We start from the raw sequence: 18,401 nt of genomic DNA, 5'->3' as shown, positions 1-18,401 counted from the left end.
AATATTTTACTGTATTTAGATTAAGAGGGAGTTGAGGAAGATGGCAAATTACACGTATGTATTTCCACTTCAACACGGTTACGACCATTCTCTTTTGCAAGGTAGAGCGCCTCATCGGCTCGTGCAGTCATACTTTTTTCATCATCATTTTGATGATATGTTGCCACGCCAAAACTGGCTGTACGACTTCCTACGTACGCAAAATCTTCTGCTTCAATGACACCACGAAGCTTTTCTGCCAATAGCCGTGCATCTTCACTATTACTATTGGGGAGAAGAATCAAAAATTCTTCCCCTCCCCATCTTCCTACAGCATCTTCAAAACGAACATTGGTTTTTAAAAGTTTTGCTATCTCTTGCAGCAAGCTATCTCCTACTTGATGCCCATACGTATCATTCACCGATTTGAATTTATCAATATCTAGAAGAACGATTGAAAAAGGCGTTTGATGCCGTTTGGTAATACTAAGATACGATGCAAAAAGTTCATCAAGTTTAAGGCGATTATACAGCCCCGTCAAACGATCGGTAATGGAGAGCTCTTCAACTCTTTTTTTATCCGTAATATCATGACGAATTGCAGTGAACCCCACTAGGGAATACTCCTCATCATACCGAGGTTCAATAATCGTCTCTATCCAATAATCAGATCCATCTTTGCGTCTATTTTTAATCTCACCAGACCATGAAATACCTTTTTTTAAAGCACTCCACATCTCTTTATACAGTGTCGTAGGCATATCGGGATGTCTCACGATATTATGACTTCTGCCAATAAGTTCTTCTTGGCTATACCCCGAAATTTTACAAAATGCCTCACTCACTTCGGTGATAATCCCATGTAAATCGGTACTTGAAATAATCACATGTGCATCAATAATTTGAAGATATTTTTCAAGCTCGCGTTTGGATTTTTGATACTCCGTAATATCACTAAACGTAATAAGCACTGAATTAACATCTTTAAAATCATCAGAGTAAAGAGGCTGTGCATTCATTTTTAGCCATAAAACCAAACTATCTTGTCGTTTCATGCCAATCATAATATTGCTTTGTGGTACACCTGTCATAAAGACTTTATAATATGGACGATCTTCCATATGAAATGCAGAGCCATCTTCATGGATGAAATTCCAATTCAAATCATTACTCGATTTACCAACAATCTCACTTTTGGAAAACCCTAACATCCCTTGCGCGGCTAAATTACACTCTATAATAATCCGTTCTTTATCCAAAACAATAATACCTTCTTGCATTGTTTGAAAAATAGTGCGTATCTTTGATTCGGACTTAGCAAGGAGTTTTGTCTTATCAGCAGCTATAGCGTATGCTTTTTTTTGTGTTTGTTGAAGCGCATAAATCCATCCAGCGAGTATAAATGAAAATGCTATCCCAAAAAAAAGTTCAATCCATGGTAAATACTGACTTATGCCAAGATCCAGTGCTTCATTTGTTTTAAAATGAAGCGTCCAGTGTTTCCCATAAATATCTATCAGTAAATTATGCTCTAAACGTGCTGTTTTCATTGAAGGGTTGGAATCATACAATTTTTCTGTTTCAAGCAGAGTATCCCCATCATAGATTTCAAAATCCAAAGTAATATACCTAGCGCCTAAAACATCCATAAACAATTTTTGAGCATTGATGGCAATACTGACTATTCCTATGAATGCATCATCTTGCTTTTCAGGTGTTTTAATCAATATATCTTTAGTGTAAATGGGATGAACAATAATAAAACCTGCATTTAGTTCAGAATCTGCTCTTTGAATCAATTGTATTTTGGAAGAGATAGCGATATCTCTTTTTTGTATTGCTTCTTTTATAGCATTTTGGCGTGTTGTCTCAGAAAATAGATCAAACCCAAGTGCCTTTTTATTGCGTTCATTAAACGGTTCAATCAAAACAATAGGATACGCATCTGCATTAGATGTTTTAGGATGAATCTGATAATGTGTTAATCCCTCTGCGTGCATAAGTTCTTCATGTTGAGTACGCTCATTGATTTTTATACGTGGCGCATACACTAACCCTTCTTGTCCTATAAAACTTGTTTCAAGGGTATGCTCTTTTGTAAAAAAATACCACTCTTCTCTAGTAACATTATCAGAAGCCGTGATAAATGCTACAGCACTATGAAGCAGTTGGATATTTTCATTAAGCTTATTGCGGATTAAAAGAGCAGTTTGTTTTGTAGCTGTTGTAAATCGTTCATTTTCTAATGTTTGGATCCATGTTGCACTTTTCCATGCTAAATAGCCAGAAAAACTTACTCCACATACTAAAATTAATAATGCAAAAAGAAATGACTTAGATAACAATTTCAATCGCGCCATGCATTTTCCTCTCATCATGAGTACAGCAATTGTAGCATAAATAAAGAGATGCTTTATGAATTATATTTGTTATAAGATTTAAAGAGGATAGAATATTTAGAAGGACTTGGAAATAATAATGTAAGAAAGTTACAGTACAATAGTCATAATCGTGCTTTAGGCAAGAGAAAAACTCTTGCCTAAAGTCACTATTTGACTTGAATTTTTTTCACTTCGGCTTTTTCAACTTTGAGTTTTGGAAGCACAACTTCGAGGACACCGTTTTCACTACTTGCTTCAATATTTTCCACATCGACGTTTTCAGGCAATGCAAAACTTCGTTGGAACTTGCCGTAACTACTTTCGACTTTGTAGTAGTCTTTTTCTTGGCGCTCTTCTTTGAAGCTTCGCTCTCCGGAGATGACGATTTGATTGTCTTTGAGGTCAATGTGAATGTCTTCTTTTTTAACCCCTGGAAGATCAATTTCGACATGGTAAGCAAACTCACCTTCCCTTGTACTGACTGTGGGTTTAAAAGCAGAGATGTCACTCTCTTCAGTTTCGATTGGATAGTAGTTAAACAACCGACTCTCCAACGCTTTAAGCTCTTTGTATGGATTAAATCGTGTGACTAACATGGTAAAACTCCTTTATTTTTTGGAAGAAGTTTAGTACATATAAAGCGTTTTGTCTGCCACTTAAGTAGCACAAAAAATCATTTTTTCATGGCTTTTAGGCAACACACAAAAGCCTATGCTAAGCTGCTGTGGTGCTAAAGCTTGCCTCACACGAGGCAGAATGGGGGGGGTTGTATGATGTTTATTCTTCAGGAAGATGTTCAAGCAGATTTTGAGAGTCTTTGATGAAAATCTCTTTGCGTTTGATATCAATAAGTCCTTGTTTTTTAAGCGACTGAAGGTTGCGATTGAGCACTTTTCGTACCGTACCGACAAGACTTGCAAGCTCTTCATGGGAGAGGTTATTAATGAGTTTTAGGGTTTGTTTATCCCCTTGAGTTTCAATGTTTTTAGCAATTAATTTGACTAAACGCGTTGTAGTATCGTAAAGTGAGAGATCACTTGCTAACGTTTCAACCTCTCGAAGTTGTTTAGCCACATAAGGTAAAAAAAGCTTATTGAAAGAAGGTTTTGTTTCAATCCACTCGCGAAAAAGCTCAATGGGAAAGACCAAGAGTTTTACATTATCCAGCGCCATTGCTACATTTTCATGTACTTTGGCATCTAAAAGCGTAATGATGTCATACATATCGCCGTTGGAAAGGAGATAAAGAATTTGCTCTTTTCCTGTTTCAAAGTTGATTTGCGAAATTTTGACACGCCCTTCCAAGATGACAAAAAAGTGCTCCATGCACTCTTCAGGGCGCATCAGGATTTCACCTTTGTTAACATAAACAACACGCCCAAAACGTGCAATATCTTCTTTAAGTTCTTGCTGTATCACGTCCAATGCGTACATTATTCGCCCTTTACTTCTCCATCAACATACATCCACGCCTTACCATAGCGTTTAAAACGTGAATGTTCACCATGTAAACCTTCATGCCCATCTTGCACATACGAAGCTCGAAAAGAGACTTTGCCCACTTTGTCATTTTCACCGCCTTGCCATGTCTCCAAAACTTCGAGTTTTGTCCACGCCAAACCTTTACATGTAAAGGTAATTTCTTCTTTCAATTTCTTTGTACGATGGCTTGGATGCGTCGTTTCATAGAGGTAATCGATCAATCCAAAGACAAATGCGCTGTAGCGTGAACGCATCAGTGTTTCACATGTAGGAGCGTTATAGTTTTTGTGGTATAGCTCGCAACACTGTGCATACATTTTACCACTACCGCATGGACAGAGATTTGCTTCTTTCATTCTTCCTCTTTGAATCATATTGAGTCAATTATTATACACGCATTTCATTAAATCTCCTCTTCCACAACAGGTGAATTCAACTGCTTCTATTACTTCTTTAGTTACAATAATCGCCTAATTATCATAAGGCTTTTTGTAATGTATTCTTCGATTTTCTTGTCATGGAAACCCTGGTTTCCTGTAGTTGGATTAACCATTTCTGCGTTTATTTTTAACACCACCGAATTTGCGCCTATTAGCCTACTGACGGATATTGCAAACGATTTTAACATTAGTGAAGCACATGCAGGACTCATGATGACCGTTTATGCGTGGGTGGTTGCAAGCCTCTCCTTACCATTGATGCTCCTCACCAAAGATATGGAGCGACGTCGCTTGCTTTTGCTGTTATTTGCTCTGTTTATTGCGAGCCATCTTCTCTCCGCTATCGCATGGAGCTTTTGGATTTTAATGATCTCTCGCATTGGCATTGCTTTCTCACACGCCGTTTTTTGGTCGATTACTGCCTCACTGACCTATCGTTTAGCCCCTGAAGGGAAAAAGACACGCGCCCTTGGTATCCTAGCGACAGGCACATCACTTGCCATCGTTTTGGGCTTACCACTGGGTCGTATCATAGGGCAAAGTTTAGGGTGGAGAGCCACCTTTGGCTGCATCGCCATTTTGGCATTTTTAATGCTTTTTGTCTTGATGAAAGTCTTGCCACTGCTTCCTAGCGTCAATGCAGGCTCACTCAAAAGCTTACCCCTTTTAGTAAAACGCCCTGCCCTTATGGGGGTTTATCTTTTAACCGCTTTAGCGATCACGGCACATTTTACAGCCTACTCTTACATTGAACCTTTTGTGCAACAAATCGCACATTTAAGTGCTCATTTTGCAACACTAACTCTCTTTATTTTTGGTATAGCAGGATTTATAGGAAGTGCTATTTTTGCTTATTTCAAACATAAATACCCTTTCACGATCATTGTATGTTCACTAGGATTGCTCATTGTAGCGCTGCTTTTAATGCGCCCTCTTGCACCGTATCAATTTTTATTAAGTTGTGTATGTCTGGGGTGGGGTATTGCAATTTGTCTCATTAGCCTCATTCTTCAGGTGACGGTTTTAGAGCTCACGCCTGATGCAACTGATGTTGCGATGTCACTTTACTCCGGTATTTATAATATTGGTATCGGTGGAGGTGCTTTTGTTGGTAGTCTTGTTATCTTGCACAGTTCAATGGCTTATGTCGGAATCATAGGTGCATTGTTTGGATGTACGGCACTTTTATTAGCTATTTGGATTTGGAAAACCTATCTTTTAAAACGTTCCTAGCACTTTACATGTAAAGATTAAACGACTCGGTTACGCCCATGTTCTTTGGCTTCGTAAAGTGCTTTATCTGCTTTGTCAAAAATTTTGATAATACTGTCATACTTTTCAAATTGTGCTGTTCCAAAACTAGCGGTTACCGAGATAATTTCAGGAAATTCATATGCCTCAATAGCTGCTCTTATTTTTTCAGCTAAATGTCTTGCACCTTTAATGTTGGTATCACGGCAGATAAGCAAAAACTCTTCGCCACCCCAGCGCCCAAATATATCCGTTTCGCGTTTAACGTTTGTCACAATTTTGGCAATACTTTGGAGAACCTCATCGCCTCGTTTGTGTCCATAGTTATCATTCACATTTTTAAAATAATCCAAATCAAATATAATAATCGAAAGAGGTGACTGATCGCGATCAAATATCTTTTTTTCATACTCTAAAATATCATCCAATTTTAAACGGTTATGAATGCCTGTTAATTTATCCGTATTGGAGAGAATTTCAAGTTGTGCATTATACTTTTTGAGTTGATACTGTCGTATCAAAACAATTAAAATAATCACCACCGTGATCACGGCTAACAAATAGATGTAGGTGTAATTCATACGCTCTTCATAATTAACCGATATCCATTTATTTAAGATCGATTGATTTTTGGTTGGATCAATCGATTCAATCGCTTTTTCGAAAATAGAGAGCAAAAGAGGTTCGTCATTGCGCGTTGCAACACCAAGCTCCCATTTATCATCAAATTTACCCACAATTTTCAGTGATCCATAGTAATCTTTTTGAATTTGATATGCCACCGTAGCCAGTGTTCCGATATAGCCAAAAAGCTTTTTCTGCTCCACGTGCTTTAGACCATCTGCATCACTTGCAACTTCCACAAAGTGCATATTGGGGTATCGTACTTTTAAAATTTCACCATACGCATACCCTTTTGCAATGCCAATGGATTTTCCAGTCAGCATATCAATGTCCGTGTAAAAAACTTTATCAATATTGGAAATAAGTACGATGGGTATTTGCATATAAGGATGGGTAAAATTCATATACAGTCTGCGTTCGGGTGTAGGCATGGCAAGAGAAAAAATATCACACTTACGTTCTTTGGCATATTCTAAAGATTCTAACCATGTTTGAGTATTAACAAGCTCGATAGGCAAACCAATAAATTGTTCCATCTCATGCATATAATCTGCAGCCATTCCTACATGCTTACCCTTTTGGTTCATCTCTAAAGGCATCCAATCAGGGTCAATACACATCGTAATACGCTTTTTTTGTGCCAAATAAATTTGCTCATCCAGTGAAAAAGCAAGTCTCGTCTCTTTAGGAAGAATACTTTTAGACCATTTGGATTTAAGGGTAGAAAGCTCTTCTTGCGTTACGTTATTGAGAGCTTTGTTAATAATACTCTGTAAGGGTTCATCTTCTGGATGCATCATAATGTAAAGATTTTTATCTCTTAAATTTTGTAAATCAAGTTTGGAGACAATATGAAGATTGGAAAGCATCTCTTTACTGATGACGTATTGTACCGATAAAGCATCATCTACTCCTGCATCAATCAGCCCAAATGCAACCGCTTCTAACATCTCTTTCGTTGTCTCATACTCTACAACTGTAAGCTCAGGGTACTCCTCTTTAAGATACTTTGTTGTGGGCCACGCTCTCCCTGCACCAACGGTTTTACCCTTTAAATCATCAATAGTGTTAATATCGTGACGCTTTGTTTGGCTAACAAGTGCCAGATCCATGGTAATAAATTTAGTGCTATACAGAAATTTCTGATGTCGCTCATCTGAGGGAATGAGTGGTTGCGCTACGCTAATCTCTCTGTTTTTAAATTTTTCATACACATTAGGCCATGTGCCACTGATAAAATTTAAACGGATACCAATTTTATCGGCTAGAAGTCTCATATAATCAACAGAATACCCTTTAGCTTCTCCATCTTCATTAAAATCATACGGATACCAACTAAGCTCATTAGTCACGCTAATAACAGGGTGCTTTTGAAGATACGCTTTTTCACTCTCGGTTAATTCGATTTCGGGAACAATGGGAGAAGGTCGTTCCGATGTTGCGAAAGGTAAATATTTTCGTTTGATTTTTACATGTAAATCTGTAGGCATAGAATCGAGCATTTTGTTAAATAAAGAGATAAATTCTGGCCAATCTTTTGCAGTTGCAACCGATTGCTCCTCTGTCGTGTAATGGGGAATATTAGAAATTCGAACATTATCTAAATGATAAGCCTGAACAAACATACTCATAATAGCAATATCGCCAATAAACCCATCTACACTGTGTGCATTGACTGCCCTCATTGCTTCGAGTGAATTGGGATACGTCATGTAAAGGAAATGAGGATAATCCTGTTTTAAGTTCTCGTTAATGACATAACTTGGCACTATGGCTATTTTTTTGGGGTTTGAATCGAAAAAATTTTCTGCTTTAAGTGTACTTGGGGTGAGGAGAGCAAATGGAAAGGAACAATAAGATTTGCTAAAAAGCATCGTTTGTTTTAGCTCCGAATTAGGAGTGACTCTCAAAATGACATCGATACCATCATGTGTTTGGACACGTCTTAGTGCTTCCGTCCAGCTACCATCGGTAACATATTCTATTTTGAGATTAAACATAGCTACAAAAAATTTAATATATTCAACACTAATGCCAACATATTCGCCATCTTGGATAAATTGATACGGAGGAAGGTCTTTGGTGATGCGCACTTTGAGTATTTTAGTTTTATCCAACCACGCTTGCTCACTTGGCGTAATATCAATACTGGATGCCTGTGAATAACTCATAAAGGATATCAGTATAAAAAGAAGAGAAATTACCGCTTTCATGATGTACCTCATCTAAAGAAAGTGTTCTGCGATTTAGTATACTCAAATTATTCTAGATTGCTCTGAAGTATTGACTCAAAAGTTTTCTGTTTTAAGAAGTATTCTGTTTACATGTAAAGTTGAAAAGCTTTACATGTAAGCGTTTAACTTAACCCTCTCGAAGTGCTTTAGCAATCAATTCGATTGGATTTTTAAAGATAGCGTCCACTTTTTGACCGTGCATTGCATCGCCTAGTTGCATGCGACACGCACTACACTCGGCACTCACATACTCTGCGCCCGTCTCTTTGATCATCGCGGCTTTCGGAAGTCCTGCGGCTTTGGCAAAGCGGTAATTTCCTGTTTGCATCGTAACGCCTCCAAAACCACAACAGCGGTTCGGGTCGCTCATCTCTTTAATGACGTAGTTTTGAGAAATGAGGTTACGTGGCTCTTTCCAAACGCCTTGCATTTTGCGCGCGTGGCATGGGTCATGGTAGGTGACTACTTCACTTTTACGAGCTTTGGTAGCCAAGATTTCAGCGAGGTTCGTCTTTTTTTCTAGGTATTCCGTTGCCATAAAAATGTGAGGTTTGATGGCAATGGCACGTGCTTTCCATTCAGGTTGGTCATGGAAAAAATGCGCGTAGTCCTCTTTGATCATCGCACTACACGTTGCTTCAGGAATAATGATGGCATCAAGTTCGTTTACAAAGCCTTCGATGTACTCAATGTTAAATTTTGCCAGATAATCCACGCTGTCAAAATCGCCTGTAAAGTATTGAGGTGCACCACAGCATTTTTGCTGTTTGATAAGATACGCATCTATCTGCAACTCTTTCAAAATCTCTAGAAGTGACTTACCGATGTCGGTATACATGTAATTGGCTAAACAGCCGATGAAAATGCCCACTTTGCCTTTGCCACCGTTGTGAATGACATCGGGATGGGAGTTTAAGAAGGTCTTTTTTGCGAGACTTGGGAAAAGTCTGTCCATCTTGATAATGGGAAAGTTTCGCAGATACATGGAGCTTTTTTTCTCCACGATTTTAAAACCACAGGTTTGGAACATAAAGCCAAAGCGTGCAAGAACATCCATGATGTTACGATTGCGAAGCAAGAAAAAGGCGAGTTTTTTGTACCATGCAAGCCCAAATTTTTTGCGAATGTCATTACGTGCTTGCTCTATCAGCATATCGACTGGCAAATCGTTCGGACAGACACTTACGCAGTTGGTGCATAAAAAACAGCTTTCAAAAATACTTTTAGCATTTTTGTCCAGTTCAAGTTCACCTCGTTGATAGGCACCTAGAAGATCAAGGAAACCTCTGGGACTGGTAACTTCATCACGGTTGACTTCGTGAATTGTACAAACAGGTATACACTTACCACACTTGACACAGGCATCGCTTGTTACATCAAATTTAAACATCTGTTACACCGTTTTACTGAAGCGTCGTTTATCTTCAGGGATTTTTTGGAGATATGCATCAAAAGGCATCACAATATTGCGAATAAGCAGTGTGCCTGTCGTGTTGACTAAAATCTTTTTAGCAACTCTATCAACGATTACCAACTCTTCTTGCTCAAACGGTGCAAGGGCAGCTACTGCATCGGCAAAATAATCAAAAAAGTCGATGCCAAACTGAGCTTCAATACCAGCGATATTTAGTTTGAAGTTGCTCATCATCTCCATAATGACAGCTTTCCTAAGCACATCATCATCATTGAGAGTCAGACCACGATGCACCGGCAATACACCCGCATCAATCGCTTTTTCATAAGCGTCCATCTCTTTGAAGTTTTGAACATAATGTTTCAAACCCTCACCAATACTTGTCAAACCAATACCGATTAAGTCCGCGCCGCCTTTAGTGGTATATCCTTGGAAGTTGCGGTGTAGCTCCCCTTTTTCAATCGCCAAGAAAAGCTCATCATCAGGCTTTGCAAAGTGATCCATGCCGATCATTTTATAGCCATTTGACTCTAAATAATCAATCGTATAGCGCATAATAGCAAGCTTGACGCTTGGATGAGGTAGTGTTGTCTCATCAATTTTACGCATGGATTTTTTCATCCACGGCACGTGGGCATAATTAAACACCGCCAAACGGCTCGGATCAAGCGATACCGCTAAACGAAGAGTCTCTTGAAATGTCTCAAACGTTTGATACGGAAGCCCATAGATTAAGTCCATATTGATCGACTTAATACCTGAGCTTTTTGCCATTTTAACGACATTGTCCGTCACATCGTAAGGCTGGATGCGGTGGATCGCTTTTTGAACCTCTTCGTTAAAGTCTTGTACACCATAACTGACACGGTTAAACCCGTTACATGTAAGCACCTCTAACTGCTCTTTGGTGAGATATCGAGGGTCGATCTCACAGCTGATCTCAGCATCTTTGGCAAAGTTTTTGAAGTGGCTTCTGATAGCACCAATAATGCGCTTCAATTGCGGTGCGCTAAAAAATGTTGGTGTACCACCACCAAAGTGCATCTGAATCACTTCACGCGAAGTATCGAGATGTTTAGAGAGCAATTCAAGCTCTCGTTCAAGATAGCTAATGTAACGCTCTTTTTTATCTTCCTTGCTCGTGTAAACAACATTACATCCACAGAAGTAACAGGCACTTCGGCAAAATGGAAGATGAAAATAGAGCGAGAGTTTACGACTTTTATCTTGCGTAGCTAAAATGCTCTCATAACTTTGGTGCGTAAATCCCTCATGAAATTCAGGTGCTGTTGGGTAACTGGTATACCTTGGCCCTGGTTTAGAATATTTAGCAAATTTATCAAAATCAATCATACTTCATCCTAACGCGTTGTCGCGTTGATAATACTCGCCCCTTCAGGCAAATAGAGGTCTTTCAAGTCTAAAAAGAGATTGGGGTGATCTTTCTTGATCTTTTTGATCAATTTATCAAAATCAATTTCACTTTTTTTACTCTTTTTGATCTCTTCGGTTGCTACTGCCCAAACGTCTTGAAAGTCCAGTGGCAATTGTTGCAAAATACTTTTTTCCAATTTGAGAAAAAGAGCTTCTTGCTCCGCTTTTTTAAAATGCTCTATCATTTTACTGAGGGTATCAATCGAAAGCAGTGCATGAAGTTTTTGATTTTCATCATACACTAACCATGGTTCTTTCGCATTGTCCCACGAGCCATTTTTAAGGCGTAAAAGCTTTGTTTCTTCTGCCTCACTTGGCACTATCTCTAAAACTGTCTGTTCTTTTTGTTTGCTGACGCTCAAACCTTTAGAAATTTTTTCTATCATCTTGAACTCTTTTTTTCGTTTAAATTCCATTAGCTGTTTCTGTGCCTATCAAGCCATACCATGACGGCTTTTTGGGCATGAAGTCTGTTTTCTGCCTCATCAAAAATCTCATCCGCGTGCGCTTCAAAGACACTCTCACTCACTTCATAATCACGGTACGCTGGCAAACAGTGTAAAAACATCGCATCGTCCTGTGCTAAGCTCATCATCGCATCATCCACCATATAGCCTTGGAATGCTGCTACACGTGCTGCTTTTTCACTCTCTTGCCCCATGGAAACCCATGTGTCTGTGGTGACAACCGTAGCACCTGTGATCGCCTCTTTCGGGTCGTTGCCAATGTGAATGACCGCCCCACTCTCTTGTGCAAAAGCAAGCGCATCTTCTAAAATTTTAGCATCCACTTCATACCCTTTAGGGGTAGCGATACGAAGCTCAAAACCCAGTTTGGAAGCGAGCATGAGCCATGAATGAGTCATATTGTTACCATCTCCTACGTAAGCGACGATAGGGTTTTGATCTTTTTTATACTCCACCATCGTGAGGTAATCTGCCATCAGTTGTACAGGATGGTACGAATCACTCAGACCACTAATGACAGGAACTCGTGAATACGCCGCAAACTCTTCGAGCGTACTTTGCGCAAAGGTTCGGATCATCACCATGTCAACCATACGGCTAATCACACGCGCGGTATCTTTCATAGGCTCACCACGTCCTAGTTGCAAGTCATTGGAAGAGAGAAATAAGCCCACGCCTCCGAGCTGATGAATGCCTACTTCAAAACTGACGCGTGTACGTGTACTGCTTTTTTCAAAAATCATCCCTAAGGTTTGATTTTCAAGGTAAGGCTTATATTTGCCTTTTTTTGCTTGTTTTTTAATTTTAATCGCCAAGTCAATGATCTCTAAAATCTCTGCCTTGCTATAATCTTTCAGTGTTAAAAAATGTCTCATATTCAATGTCTCCTTTTATTTGGGCAAAGCCCACATAAAATTCCCCGCACTCATGCTTACGCTTTGCGTAGAATTTACTTTCTCCTTAAAATCTCAGCTACTTCTTTCGCGTGGTAACTGATGATAATGTCAGCTCCAGCACGTTTAAACGCAATCATGGTCTCCATCATGACACGCTCGTAATCAATCACACCTGCTTTTGCAGCCGCTTTTAAAAGTGCATACTCGCCACTCACGTTGTAAACACACAATGGCGTACTCGTGGCATTGCGTACGTCACGAACGATGTCAAGGTACGCAAGGGCTGGTTTGACCATTAAAATATCTGCTCCTTGCATCTCATCTTCTACAGATTCGGCGATCGCTTCTCTTCTGTTTGCTGGATCCATCTGGTAGGTTTTGCGATCTCCAAAAGAAGGAGCAGATTCTGCTACATCACGGAATGGTCCATAATAAGCACTTGCAAATTTAGTCGAATAACTCATAATCGGAAGGTTGATAAACCCTTCGCCATCCAATGCTTCACGCAATGCTTCGATCATACCATCCATCATACCCGAAGGTGCGATCATATCCGCTCCCGCATGCGCATGCACAAGGGCTTGTTTGGCTAAAATCTCTAAGGTTGCATCGTTGTCAACACTCTCGTGTTCCATATCTAAGATACCACAATGTCCGTGATCGGTAAATTCGCAAAAACAAAGATCGGTGACCACAAACATAGAGGGATACGCTTTTTTAACTGCTTTAATCGCACTGGCAATAATGCCATGCTCACACAGCGCGTCACTTCCTACGCTGTCTTTTACCTCAGGAATACCAAATAAAATAATGGCGTTAATGCCAAGTTCTTGCAAACTGCCACACTCTTTGACGATTTCATCAATGCTCATCTGATACACACCTGGCATCGAACTGATCTCTTTTTTAAATCCTTCGCCACTTTTAGCAAACAACGGATAAATAAAATCGTCCATACTCAAGGTTGTTTCGCGCACGAGTGAGCGAAGTGTTGCATTCATTCTAAGTCTTCTAAATCTTTTAAACATTTTTTTGCCTTATCTTGGTTAAAATTAGACCTCGTTATAAAAAGTAGTGATTTTAGCATAACTGGATATAAAAGAAAATGAAAATAGAAATTTCCGAGGTTGCGAACCTCCCATCACGCTTTGGGACATTCAAAATCCAATCATTTAAAGAAGGCATTAAAGAGCATTTAGTCATTTTTAAAGAGCCTTTAGGTGAGATTCCGTTGGTACGCGTTCACAGTGAATGTTTAACAGGAGACAGCATAGGAAGTCTTAAATGTGACTGTCGAGATCAGCTTGAATTCGCGCTGAAAACAGTCGAACAAAACGGCGGAATGGTTATTTATTTACGTCAGGAAGGTAGAAATATTGGACTGCTCAATAAAGTCAATGCGTACGCTTTACAAGATAAAGGCTTGAACACCATCGAAGCCAATCATCAACTAGGGTTTTTAGATGATGAACGCACTTATGAGATGGTCGAATTTATTTTGGACTATTTTAAGATCACAAAAATTAAGCTTTTAACCAACAATCCTAAGAAAATTGAGAGCTTGAAACATATCGACATTGTAGAGCGAATTCCTGTGATTATTCCTTCCAATAAGTTCAATGCAGGTTATTTGAAAACCAAAAAAGAACAGATGGGACATCTTCTTTAGGAGAGAGTATGATACGTAATGCCACGGCGGAAGACAGTGATCGTATTGTTGAACTTCTGGCTCAGCTGGGCTATGCCAATACACACTCTTTCTGTAAAGAACGCATTCAAGAGCTTTTAGCCAACCCTGATGCAATGCTCTTTTGCTATGAAATAGAAGGCAGTGTAATCGCCCTTCTATCTTTACATGTAATCCCTCAAATTGCTCTTTTAGGCTCGTTTTTACGTATCAGTTATTTTATCGTGGATGAAACAATGCGCTCTCATCACATTGGATCAGAACTCGAAGCTTACGCCACATACATTGCCAAAGAGAGAGGATGCGATCGCATTGAAGTACATTGTCATGAAAGGCGCAAAGAGGCGCATCGTTTTTACGAACGACATGGCTATGTTGAATCCCCTAAATATTTTATCAAACAAATCACCTATTAAAGGAGTTTTCATGTTAAAAGAGTTTCGCGATTTTTTACTTAAAGGCAATGTTGTTGATATGGCCGTTGGTTTTATCTTTGGTGCAGCCTTTGCGACCATTGTCAAATCGCTTGTTACCAATGTCATTATGCCTCCTATTGGTCTACTCTTAGGCAATGTTGATTTTTCCTCACTGTTTATCGCACTTGATGGTAAAACGTATGCTTCATTAGCTGATTTGGAAAAAGCAGGAGCACCTGCCATAAAACTAGGTGTCTTTTTCAATGACTTAACTTCCTTTGTTATTTTGGGCTTTGTCATGTTTATGATGATCAAGGGTTATGGAAAAATCGCGCCTAAAAAAGCTCCTGAGGCAATTACAAAAGCATGTCCAGAGTGTGCGATGGCTATTCCCGTTGCCGCTAAAAAATGTCCTTATTGCGCAACACTACAAGCATAAGAACACGTTTACATGTAAAGATTTTTAACTTAAAAAAAATACTCTTGACTCTAAAGTCGTTTTAATATAGAATGAGAACAAGCCTTAAGAATAGCTTAAATATCTCTTAAGGCTAAAGCTTATTTGAAAGGATTTAGTATGGCAATTGTATTACCCAATCTTCCTTATGCTCATGAGGCACTTGAGCCTTATATTGGTGCAAAAACATTAGAAATCCATCATGGCAAACATCATCAAACCTATGTGACTAACCTTCTTAAATTGATTGAAGGAACCGACTTAGCCAATGAGCCTCTTGAGGGTCTCATTTTAAAATCAGTCAACAATCCTGATCGTGTCGGTATCTTTAATAATGCCGCGCAAGTGTGGAATCACACCTTCTACTGGAACTCTATGAAACCAAAAGGTGGTGGAGCACCTAGTGGAGATATTGCTGCTAAAATTAATGCTGCCTTTGGAAGTTACGATGCGTTTATTCAAGCATTTAAAAATGCAGGATTAACACAATTTGGTAGTGGATGGGCATGGCTCGTAATTAAAAATGGTACTTTAGAGATCATGAAAACCGCCAATGCTGATACCCCCATTGCACATGGCATTAAGCCAATCTTGACCGTTGATGTGTGGGAACACGCTTATTATCTGGATTATCAAAACAAACGTGCAGATTACTTAGACATTTTCTTTAATCATCTGATTAATTGGGATTTCGCAAACGCTAATTTGAAGTAATTTTCAACACCAAACTTAATTTAAAAGGAGTTCTATATGTTACGAAGAGATGCCCTTAAACTAGCTGCCGTAGCAGCACTTGCTACCACCTATGCTTCGGCTTATGATGAGAAATTGATTGTCAACAAAAAGAAAATGGAAATCAAAGACCCTGCGAACATGACCGAACTTGAACTCAAACACTCACCTGAAATTAAAGTAGGTGCAGCAGATGCACAAGGATTTTCACTGGTTGAAGTCAATATCGGACAAAAGGGAGTCATTCACCCAAGCGTTGATAACCATTGGATTTACGAAATCGAACTTTTAGCCGATGGTAAAAAAGTGGCAGATGTCTCACTTGAGCCAACAACATCAAGAGGTTTTCTTGCAGCACGTATTAACACCAAAGATGTCAAAATGCTTTCTGCCATAGCTTATTGTAACCTTCACGGTGAGTACAGCGCTTCAATAAAACTTTAAGAAAAGAGCCAAAAGGCTCTTTTCTTTTATACTTTAAACTGCTTGAGTGTTTTTTCTAATTCATTTGCTCCATTAGAAAGAGATACAGAAACTTCTCCTACCTCATGGCTTAATTTTTTATTGAGTGTTGTACCGTTTACAATACTGGCCATCAAACCGACTAGGTTTTTAGTACGGGTAGCAACGTATGTCGTTTTATTGCGAACATCCGTTGACTTGATATACGTACTGGAAAGTTTCTCTTTTGTTCCTTCAACATGTAAGATAAGCTCTTTGGCTAATTGTGATGATTCAAGCATCTCTTCGGTTGTTTGTTTTGTATCTTCTGCTATATCATTGACACTTTGAGTAATGACATTAACATTGGCACTGATTTCTAAAAGACTCTTTTGTGTTCGTTCGGCTAGTTTTCGTACTTCATCCGCAACGACGGCAAAACCACGCCCATGTTCACCTGCCCTTGCAGCTTCTATGGCAGCATTGAGGGCAAGAAGATTGGTTTGATCGGCAATATCGCCAATAATACTCAGAATTTCGCGAATACTTCGCGCTTGATCGCTGAGTGTATGCACTTTTTGCGCTAAATCATTTTGGCGTTCTGAACCATTCTCGATACTTTGCACTGACTGATTCAGGCTTTGAATAAATTCATCCAAGGTATTTGCCGTAATATGTAAATCATCGGTCGTGGCATTTGAGGCTTTTTCGATTCCATCTAATTCCATCCCCACATCTGAGACCAAAAGATTCATATCAACAATATTTTTTTCCTGATGTTCGATACTTTCGCCTAAAGAGACAATGACGTGATCAAGCTTTTGGCTTTGTGCATTGGTCACATCTAACGTTTGAAGCGTATGGGTTAAGGTTGTGGCAAAAGAGGTCACCATGTTATTAATATCATCCGATATTTGTGCCAGCTCATCCGTTGTGTTTTTAAGAACAATACGCTGTGTTAAATCTTTCTCTTTCGCCATAGTGCTTATTTGAACATGGCTACTATACACACTTTCAATAATACCCTTTTGTGTGAAAAAAAGAATCGCCAACAATACGATTCCAAATACACCGCTGATAAGAATTGATATTATCATCTCATTCGTAGCATCATGATCAAGTTTTTGAATCAATTCACTACTGCTTTTAGAAATACCATCATCAAATTGTTTTCAAAATTTCTATCTTTTGGGTTATGGTATTAAACCATATCTGTGGATCTACACCAAAGTTACCCTCGTTCACTTTTGCTAAGGCAATAGAACGAAATTTTTCGACTTCATTGATGGAGTTATCGTTCATTTTTTGAGCATAAAGTTGCTTAATATCATCCGTAGCAAAGGCTAAAAAAGCTTCTGTGTAGGCTACTTGTGATGACATAAGTCCATTCCATTTCGCAAAAATACCAGGCGCAAATGCATTACTTGCAAACGTTCCACTCATCACCACACGCTCGATACCTACAAGCTCCTTAAGTTTCAAGAAATGCGAATAAGATGAAAGCACTTTGACAAGGTCAGCCACTTCAGAAACTTTTGCCACACTGTCCGTTACATGTAAAATTTTTGTGTTCATCTTGGTATAAAAAGCGACGCTATCTTGCATCCTGATTTTAAGACCATCCACTTGCGCTCGTATGGAAGAGATTTTGCTAGCATCTTCTTGAAGGGAGGAGAGTTCTTTTTGTAACTCTTCTGGAAATTTCGAAAGATCTATTTGTACTACATATTCTTTGAGTTTGACCAAACTCTCATCTGTTAGAACTCTCTGTTTTGGTAAAACATCACCAAATTTTTTGCCCTCAGATCCGATAAAGCCTGCGCTCATGCCTCTTTCTTTTTGTGTTTCATGAATAAAAAGACTGAGTTTTGAGGAAAGCGTATTGAGGGTTGCTGCTTCAGACAATTTCTTTTTTTGATTCAATGATTCATTCATCACTTGAAAAATATTCAAGAAAAGATAAGCCATCACTATCGCTAAAACAAAAAGAAGTTTTTTCTTAATACTCATAATTCCCCTTTTTTTGATTATATCTACTATTTAAAAGTGTATCTATTTTCCTTTAT

Annotated in this window: 18 protein-coding genes; 6 read left to right on the top strand and 12 right to left on the bottom strand. The window is 38.9% G+C overall.

Annotated features, from left to right (window positions below):
• Positions 1 to 20: 20 nt before the first annotated feature.
• The 4 genes from SJPD1_RS02495 to SJPD1_RS02480 form a co-directional block, all read right to left on the bottom strand.
• Positions 21 to 2,339: a diguanylate cyclase gene (locus SJPD1_RS02495; RefSeq protein ID WP_167750131.1), complete on the bottom strand. Its 2,319-nt coding sequence runs from the start codon at positions 2,337 to 2,339 to the stop codon at positions 21 to 23.
• 188 nt (positions 2,340 to 2,527) lie between these two features.
• Positions 2,528 to 2,956: an Hsp20/alpha crystallin family protein gene (locus SJPD1_RS02490; RefSeq protein WP_096045822.1), complete on the bottom strand. Its 429-nt coding sequence runs from the start codon at positions 2,954 to 2,956 to the stop codon at positions 2,528 to 2,530.
• A gap of 181 nt (positions 2,957 to 3,137) precedes the next feature.
• A complete protein-coding gene (locus SJPD1_RS02485; RefSeq protein WP_096045821.1) occupies positions 3,138 to 3,794 on the bottom strand; it encodes a Crp/Fnr family transcriptional regulator in 657 nt (218 codons plus the stop codon).
• Positions 3,794 to 4,198, bottom strand: a complete 405-nt coding sequence (locus SJPD1_RS02480; protein WP_087437743.1) for a YchJ family protein — start codon at positions 4,196 to 4,198, stop codon at positions 3,794 to 3,796. Before SJPD1_RS02480 ends, SJPD1_RS02485 begins: the two co-directional genes overlap by 1 nt.
• 138 nt (positions 4,199 to 4,336) lie before the next feature.
• Here SJPD1_RS02480 and SJPD1_RS02475 point away from each other — a divergent pair, with 138 nt between their 5' ends.
• Entirely contained in the window at positions 4,337 to 5,515 is a 1,179-nt protein-coding gene (locus SJPD1_RS02475) for a sugar transporter (RefSeq protein WP_096045820.1), read from the top strand.
• Positions 5,516 to 5,532: 17 nt separating this feature from the next.
• Here the strand turns inward: SJPD1_RS02475 and SJPD1_RS02470 are convergent, their stop codons facing one another.
• The 6 genes from SJPD1_RS02470 to hemB all read right to left on the bottom strand — a co-directional run bounded on the left by SJPD1_RS02470 (position 5,533) and on the right by hemB (position 13,630).
• Positions 5,533 to 8,370 carry a transporter substrate-binding domain-containing diguanylate cyclase gene (locus SJPD1_RS02470; protein WP_168171306.1) on the bottom strand — a complete coding sequence of 946 codons (2,838 nt, stop codon included), beginning with the start codon at positions 8,368 to 8,370 and terminating at the stop codon, positions 5,533 to 5,535.
• A 148-nt stretch (positions 8,371 to 8,518) separates the two neighbouring features.
• Positions 8,519 to 9,781, bottom strand: a complete 1,263-nt coding sequence (locus SJPD1_RS02465; RefSeq protein ID WP_096045818.1) for a (Fe-S)-binding protein — start codon at positions 9,779 to 9,781, stop codon at positions 8,519 to 8,521.
• Between the two features lie 3 nt (positions 9,782 to 9,784).
• A complete protein-coding gene (hemN, locus tag SJPD1_RS02460) occupies positions 9,785 to 11,158 on the bottom strand; it encodes an oxygen-independent coproporphyrinogen III oxidase (RefSeq protein ID WP_096045817.1) in 1,374 nt (457 codons plus the stop codon).
• A gap of 8 nt (positions 11,159 to 11,166) precedes the next feature.
• Positions 11,167 to 11,625, bottom strand: coding sequence for a DUF2603 domain-containing protein (locus tag SJPD1_RS02455; protein ID WP_226372231.1), 459 nt, complete (start codon positions 11,623 to 11,625; stop codon positions 11,167 to 11,169).
• Between the two features lie 29 nt (positions 11,626 to 11,654).
• Positions 11,655 to 12,581, bottom strand: coding sequence for an ornithine carbamoyltransferase (gene argF / locus SJPD1_RS02450; protein WP_096045815.1), 927 nt, complete (start codon positions 12,579 to 12,581; stop codon positions 11,655 to 11,657).
• Positions 12,582 to 12,655: 74 nt separating this feature from the next.
• The gene (gene hemB, locus SJPD1_RS02445) at positions 12,656 to 13,630 is read right to left on the bottom strand and encodes a porphobilinogen synthase (protein ID WP_096045814.1); all 975 of its coding nucleotides are present in this window, start codon (positions 13,628 to 13,630) and stop codon (positions 12,656 to 12,658) included.
• Positions 13,631 to 13,707: 77 nt separating this feature from the next.
• Here hemB and ribA point away from each other — a divergent pair, with 77 nt between their 5' ends.
• From ribA to SJPD1_RS02420, 5 genes are all read left to right on the top strand, one after another.
• A complete protein-coding gene (ribA, locus tag SJPD1_RS02440; protein WP_096045813.1) occupies positions 13,708 to 14,271 on the top strand; it encodes a GTP cyclohydrolase II in 564 nt (187 codons plus the stop codon).
• Positions 14,272 to 14,279: 8 nt separating this feature from the next.
• Positions 14,280 to 14,705, top strand: coding sequence for a GNAT family N-acetyltransferase (locus SJPD1_RS02435; protein WP_096045812.1), 426 nt, complete (start codon positions 14,280 to 14,282; stop codon positions 14,703 to 14,705).
• Between the two features lie 10 nt (positions 14,706 to 14,715).
• Positions 14,716 to 15,144 carry a large conductance mechanosensitive channel protein MscL gene (gene mscL, locus SJPD1_RS02430; RefSeq protein WP_096045811.1) on the top strand — a complete coding sequence of 143 codons (429 nt, stop codon included), beginning with the start codon at positions 14,716 to 14,718 and terminating at the stop codon, positions 15,142 to 15,144.
• Between the two features lie 138 nt (positions 15,145 to 15,282).
• The gene (locus SJPD1_RS02425) at positions 15,283 to 15,876 is read left to right on the top strand and encodes a superoxide dismutase (protein ID WP_096045810.1); all 594 of its coding nucleotides are present in this window, start codon (positions 15,283 to 15,285) and stop codon (positions 15,874 to 15,876) included.
• A 36-nt stretch (positions 15,877 to 15,912) separates the two neighbouring features.
• A complete protein-coding gene (locus SJPD1_RS02420) occupies positions 15,913 to 16,338 on the top strand; it encodes a desulfoferrodoxin family protein (protein ID WP_096045809.1) in 426 nt (141 codons plus the stop codon).
• Between the two features lie 26 nt (positions 16,339 to 16,364).
• Here SJPD1_RS02420 and SJPD1_RS14960 read toward each other — a convergent pair whose 3' ends face one another.
• Together SJPD1_RS14960 and SJPD1_RS02410 are read right to left on the bottom strand one after the other, a co-directional pair.
• On the bottom strand, positions 16,365 to 17,063 hold the full coding sequence (locus SJPD1_RS14960; protein ID WP_228448195.1) for a methyl-accepting chemotaxis protein: 699 nt from the start codon (positions 17,061 to 17,063) through the stop codon (positions 16,365 to 16,367).
• A 433-nt stretch (positions 17,064 to 17,496) separates the two neighbouring features.
• The gene (locus tag SJPD1_RS02410) at positions 17,497 to 18,345 is read right to left on the bottom strand and encodes a nitrate- and nitrite sensing domain-containing protein (RefSeq protein ID WP_096045807.1); all 849 of its coding nucleotides are present in this window, start codon (positions 18,343 to 18,345) and stop codon (positions 17,497 to 17,499) included.
• Positions 18,346 to 18,401: the final 56 nt, after the last annotated feature.

The organism is Sulfurospirillum diekertiae (genome assembly GCF_002309535.1).
Classification (GTDB): Bacteria; Campylobacterota; Campylobacteria; order Campylobacterales; family Sulfurospirillaceae; genus Sulfurospirillum; species Sulfurospirillum diekertiae.
Note: the sequence above shows the minus strand (reverse complement) of the source record. Positions and strands in the feature narration are given on the sequence as shown.